A 5,184-nucleotide genomic window follows, 5' to 3' on the forward strand; every position below is an offset into this window, starting at 1 on the left:
GGGCAGGAGGGTCAGGGGGACGGTCTCGTCGAGGCCGAGGAGGCTGTGGGTGACGGCGATGCCCAGACAGCCGGGCGAGGACGGCGTCAGATGGAGGCGATAGCGGTGCGGGACGGCGTAGTGGCCGCTGCGGACGTCGCAGCCGATCCGGCCCCGGAAGGGGGGCGCCACGACGGAAGGGGTGACGGACATGCTTCTCCCTGGAGGGTGCTCGGTGCCGGGTCGCGACGGCGCGCGGCGGCTCGACGCGCGCCCGGCGGCAGCGGAGTTGCGGGACGGAGGAGAGCGGGGGCCCGACGGAGCGGGGCGGGTCCGGCAGAGGCGGGACGTCCGGTCCCGGACGGGACCTACCGGGCGACGCCGGCGCGGTGCGCGCGACTCGCCGCGCTGCACACCCGCAGCAGATCGATGTGGCGGCGGGAGGTCAGGGGCAGTGAGCGCGGCAGCGGGACGGTACGAGACCTGTCCACCACGTCCGTGCGCACCATGGTTCCCATTCCCTACCTGTTCGCTCGGTTTCCCGTCCCGAGTGTGGGATCGCCCGCGCCCGGCGTCAAGAGGGCGGTACGCGCCGGGTGACAGCCCTTGGGTGGGCTCGCGCGGCCCGGCCCGGCGGGCCCGGCCGCCGTCCGCCCGTGTTTCGACCCGTGAGCGTACGAATCCGGTCACGACGGTGCGGGATAATGCGGGCATGCGCATCTCAGCCAGGGCCGACTACGCGGTGCGTGCCGCCCTTCAGCTCGCCGCCGCCCATGACGCGGCGCCGTTGAAGGCCGAGGCGATCGCCGACGGCCAGGGCATCTCGCACAAGTTCCTCGAAGGGATCCTCGGCGACATGCGCCGGGGCGGCCTGGTGCTGAGCCAGCGCGGCGGCAACGGCGGATACTGGCTGGCCAAACCGGCCGAGACGATCTCCGTGGCGGACGTGATCCGCTGCGTGGACGGCCCCCTCGTCTCCGTGCGCGGGGTCCGCCCGCCGGAGCTTTCGTACACCGGGGTGGCCGAATCGCTGCTCCCGCTGTGGATCGCCCTGCGCGCCAGCGTGCGCCAGGTGCTCGACGGGGTGTCCCTGGCGGACGTGGCCGCGGCGAAGCTGCCGCCGGAGATCTCCGCCCTGGCGGAGGACCCGGAGTCCTGGACCAATCCCTGAGCCGACGGCCGGCGGCGTTCCCTCGAACGCGGGAGATCTCGACCGCCGAGACGTCACTGTCCATGATGTGAACGCCTCTTGGGCGCCGCGCCCTCCCTCTGCGACTATCCCTACTATTCCAGTGGGAATACTAGGAATCATGCGAGGTGACGTGAGAACGCCGAAGAAGCCAGCGATGCGCCCCACCTCCGGACGGGCCGACCGGCCTGCGGACGACGAGATCTGGCGCCGCATCACCCGGGAACTCGCCGACGACCTCGCGGTGGACGCGCTGTCCAGAGACCGGGCCGGCAAGGCTCCGTTCGACGAGCTCGCCCGGCTGCAGGAGGCCGGCCTGCCCACCCTGCTCACCCCGCCCGGSCCGGGCGGGCGAGGAGCCGACTGGCGCGCCGCGTGCGCGGTGATCCGGGAGATCTCGGCCGCGGACAGCTCCGTCGGCGAGCTCCTCGCCCATCACTACGCCCTGTCCTGGAGCGCCCGCTTCTTCGGCGCCACCACCGGACCGCGGGCCGTGGAGGACCGCGCGGCCGGGGAGCGGTGGCTGCTCGCCGGCGGCGTCGACCAGCCCGCCGGCGGCAGCGGGACCGGCCTCACCCTCACACCGGTCGACGGTGGCCATGTGCTCGACGGCCGGCGCGCCTTCGCCTCCGGGGTCGCCGTGGCGGACCGGCTGGTGGTCGGCGCGCGGTGTACCGAGACCGGTGATTTACTGGTCGCGCTCGTCGACCCGGCCCACCCCGGCGTCTTCACCGACGCCGGCACCGATCGCGTCGGGCAGCGTCTCGCGGGAGCCGGCACCGTCACGTTCGACCGCGTCCCGGTCGCACCCCACGACCTCCTCGGCTCGCTCCCCCGCGACGAGCACGCCGCCTCCCCCTACGCCACCCTGGCGCCGCTCGCCCTGCGACTGGTCCTGGTCCACGTCGGTCTCGGCATCGCCGAGGGCGCGCTGGCCGAGGCCCGGGACGTCAGCCGGGCCACCCAGGCCGCCGCGCCGCACGCCGACCCCTCCCCCGACGGAGCCGACTACCCGGTCCCCGGCGGGGACGATCCCTACCTCCTGCTGGCCTACGGGGAGTTGGCCACGGAGGCCCACGCGGCCGCCGCGGTCGTCGAGCGGGCCACGGACGCGCTGGCCCGCGGGCTCCTCGCGGAGCACGCGCTCGGCGTGGACGAGCGTGCCGACATCGCTGTGCTGATCGCCGCGGCGGAGGCGGTGACCAGCAGGTCCGCCGTACGGATCACCACCCGGATCCTGGAACTGGTCGCCGGCGCGGAGGCCGCCGACAGCGCGCCGACGGGACCGGGCTTCGACCGCTTCTGGCGGAACGCGCGCGCCCTGACGGCCCCCACGTCCTCGGCCGGCAGGCTGCGGGCCATCGGCGACCACTACCTCAACGGAACCCATCCACGGCTCACCCTGCTGGCCTGACCGAGCGGACGCACCCTCGACGAGCCGCCGCCCGGCGGCGGTTGGGGACGGACGGACCGGCATGTCGGGACGTCCGGCCCTCACCTCGACCGGCCGTTGGGCCCAAGCTGGAGGCAGCGGGCCGGCCGGACCGACGGCCGGGCCATCGAGGTCACGGAGGCAATCTGATGAGTCGTGAGATCGTCGCGGGAGTGGACGGATCCCCGGAGAGCCTCGCCGCGGCGGACTGGGCCGCGCGCGAGGCACTTCACCGGGGGCTGCCCCTGCGGCTGGTGCACGCCTGGCGCTGGGAGCCGCTGGACATCCCGCTCGAACAGGACCGGGGTTCCCAGGAACGGATCGCCGAGCAGGTGATCCGCGAGGCGGAGTCGGGGATCGCCGCGCGCCGTCCCGGCCTCGCGCTGACCGCGGAGGTCCTGCACGACACACCGGTCGCCGCGCTCCTGAGCACCGGGAAGGAGGCGGAGATGCTCGTCATCGGCTCGCGGGGGCACGGGGCCCTGGCGGGCTTCCTGCTCGGCTCGTACGGACAGCAGATCATCGCGGAGGCCACCCGTCCGGTCGTCGCGGTGCGCTCGCGTGACGGCGACGGGGACGAGACCCCCGACGGGGACGGCCACGTCGGCGGGGAGATCCTCGTCGGCCAGCAGGGCGGGCCGGAGGACAGCGCCCCCGCTCTCGGGTTCGCGTTCGAGACGGCCGCGGCCCGGGGCGTGCCGGTCCGGGCGGTACGGGCCTGGAGCCTGCCGTCCCTGTACGCCTACAGCCCGGCGTCGATGGCACTGGCCGACCAGGCGGGCGGGCTCGTCCCGTTCGAGGAGAGGGCACTGCGCGAGGCCGTGGCGCCGTGGCGGGAGCGGTTCCCGGACGTGCCGGTCACCGAGCACGTGGAGGTCGGGAGCGCCGGACAGGTACTGCTGTCCTCGTCGGGAGCCGCCGGACTCCTGGTCGTCGGGCGCCGGGTCCGGCGTGGGGCCCTCGGGTCCCGGATCGGATCCGTCGCGCACGCCGCCCTGCACCTGGCGCCCTGCCCGGTGGCAGTCGTTCCCCACGCCTGACGCGCTCATTCCCAGCCGGTCGGGGAGGGTGGTCAAGGAGGGTTGACGCCGCGGGTTGACGAGGTGTGTCGCGGCGGCGGAAGCCGGAAAGTGATACGCCCGTCGCCCCGGCAGCGTCCCCCTGCCGAACCCCGGGCGGCCTCGGACAGAGAGCGGAGCCCCATGCAGCACCACGACGCACGCAGCCCGCACGGCCGGAAGGCGAGCGGCGGCCGTCACCGCAGAGGAGGAGACGACCGGCGGCGGGTGCCGGACCTGCCGTCCTTCCGGACGGCGGTCACCCTCACGGGGGCGGCGGCGGCCGTCCTGACCGTGGTCCTCGGCGCCTACGTGTCGGCAACGGAGGGCACGGCGGGGACGGAGCCGCGGGCGCGGGTCGCGGCCGGACCCGTCCCGGCACCGCTCGCCGTGGGTGCCGCACCACCGACGGCGCGGCGGGTCGCGCCGCCCGAGGCTCCGGCCGGGTACGGCGCCGCCCGCCCCGCGAACGCGGCCGCGCCTGCCCGGGTCTCCCCGGCGGGAACCGTCTCCGGCCCGGTCCGGGGACGCGCGCCCTCGCCCCATGCGGGGTCCGCCGCGGACCGTACGGGCACGCTGCCGCCCGCACCGGTCCGCCGGGAGACCCACCGGGCGGCCGGCGCTCCGGGCGGCAGGGGGCCCGCCGACTACGTCCAGCAGGTGATCGCCCTGGCCAACGAGGAGCGGGAGAAGGCGGGTTGCCGCCCGCTGCGGGCGGAGTCCCGGCTGCGGTCCTCGGCCCAGGCGCACGCGGACGACATGGCCGCCCGGGACTACTACGACCACGAGTCCCCCGAGGGCCGGGACGCGGGCGACCGGATCAGCCGCGCGGGTTACGCCTGGTCGGCCTGGGCCGAGAACATCCACCGCGGCCCGAAGACCGCCGTCCGGGCGATGGAGGACTGGATGGAGAGCGAGGCCCACCGCCACAACATCCTCAACTGCTCGTTCCGGGAGATCGGCGTCGGCGTGGCCCTCACGGCCAACGGCCCGTGGTGGGTGCAGAACTTCGGCGCCCGCCGCTGACCGGGCGCGCCGCCCGCGGGCCGGGCCGCGGCACGGACCCGGCCGGCGGGCCCGGTCCGGCACGCGGTACCGGCTCAGCCGGCCGGCCGGGCCAGTTTCTGGACCCAGACCGTGCCGTCCGGGCCGGGCACGGCGGCGACACCGGTGTCGCGGTAGCGGCAGTCCAGCATGTTCTGCTGGTGCATCCCGCCGTCCATCCAGCTGTCGAAGACGGTCGCCGGGTCGCGCATCCCGCGCGCGAGGTTCTCGGCCCAACGGCTCCACGCGTATCCGGTGTCCGAGATCCGGGTGTCGGCGAACTCGCCCTCGGGGCTGCTGTGCCCGTAGTAGCCGCGGCGCACCATGTCCCGGGCGTACGCGCGGGCCGCCTGCGTGAGCCGGTCGTCGGTGCGCAGCGGAGCGCAACCCTCCTTCGCGCGGCGCTGGTTGATCAGCCGGGTGAGCCGTTCCGCCGCCGTGGGCGTCGGGGTCGGCACCGGAGCGGCCGTGCGGCTCGGACG

Annotated in this window: 6 protein-coding genes and 1 pseudogene; 4 read left to right on the top strand and 3 right to left on the bottom strand. The window is 75.5% G+C overall.

Translation table 11 applies throughout. The features are described from left to right. Positions 1 to 192, bottom strand: a pseudogene (locus tag EAO71_RS36645) (glutathione S-transferase family protein); the annotation flags it as partial. A 155-nt stretch (positions 193 to 347) separates the two neighbouring features. Next, positions 348 to 488, bottom strand: a complete 141-nt coding sequence (locus EAO71_RS36650) for a cell envelope biogenesis protein OmpA (protein ID WP_147982107.1) — start codon at positions 486 to 488, stop codon at positions 348 to 350. Between the two features lie 203 nt (positions 489 to 691). Here EAO71_RS36650 and EAO71_RS36655 point away from each other — a divergent pair, with 203 nt between their 5' ends. The 4 genes from EAO71_RS36655 to EAO71_RS36670 all read left to right on the top strand — a co-directional run bounded on the left by EAO71_RS36655 (position 692) and on the right by EAO71_RS36670 (position 4,684). Beyond that, the gene (locus tag EAO71_RS36655) at positions 692 to 1,150 is read left to right on the top strand and encodes an RrF2 family transcriptional regulator (protein WP_147982108.1); all 459 of its coding nucleotides are present in this window, start codon (positions 692 to 694) and stop codon (positions 1,148 to 1,150) included. Positions 1,151 to 1,325: 175 nt separating this feature from the next. Further along, the gene (locus tag EAO71_RS36660) at positions 1,326 to 2,582 is read left to right on the top strand and encodes an acyl-CoA dehydrogenase family protein (protein WP_261992531.1); all 1,257 of its coding nucleotides are present in this window, start codon (positions 1,326 to 1,328) and stop codon (positions 2,580 to 2,582) included. Between the two features lie 167 nt (positions 2,583 to 2,749). Next, entirely contained in the window at positions 2,750 to 3,640 is an 891-nt protein-coding gene (locus EAO71_RS36665) for a universal stress protein (protein ID WP_147982110.1), read from the top strand. A 162-nt stretch (positions 3,641 to 3,802) separates the two neighbouring features. Further along, entirely contained in the window at positions 3,803 to 4,684 is an 882-nt protein-coding gene (locus EAO71_RS36670; RefSeq protein ID WP_147982111.1) for a CAP domain-containing protein, read from the top strand. A 74-nt stretch (positions 4,685 to 4,758) separates the two neighbouring features. Here the strand turns inward: EAO71_RS36670 and EAO71_RS36675 are convergent. Continuing rightward, a partial coding sequence (locus tag EAO71_RS36675; RefSeq protein WP_147982112.1) for a CAP domain-containing protein occupies positions 4,759 to 5,184 on the bottom strand: 426 nt, incomplete at its 5' end.

This window comes from Streptomyces sp. MS191 (genome assembly GCF_008042125.1).
Lineage (GTDB): Bacteria > Actinomycetota > Actinomycetes > Streptomycetales > Streptomycetaceae > Streptomyces.

What these genes read in the sequence shown, in the direction of transcription:
- EAO71_RS36650 (WP_147982107.1), bottom strand. Translation starts at nt 488, where the DNA reads ATGGTGCGCACGGACGTGGTGGACAGGTCTCGTACCGTCCCGCTGCCG.
- EAO71_RS36655 (WP_147982108.1), top strand. Translation starts at nt 692, where the DNA reads ATGCGCATCTCAGCCAGGGCCGACTACGCGGTGCGTGCCGCCCTTCAG.
- EAO71_RS36665 (WP_147982110.1), top strand. Translation starts at nt 2,750, where the DNA reads ATGAGTCGTGAGATCGTCGCGGGAGTGGACGGATCCCCGGAGAGCCTC.
- EAO71_RS36670 (WP_147982111.1), top strand. Translation starts at nt 3,803, where the DNA reads ATGCAGCACCACGACGCACGCAGCCCGCACGGCCGGAAGGCGAGCGGC.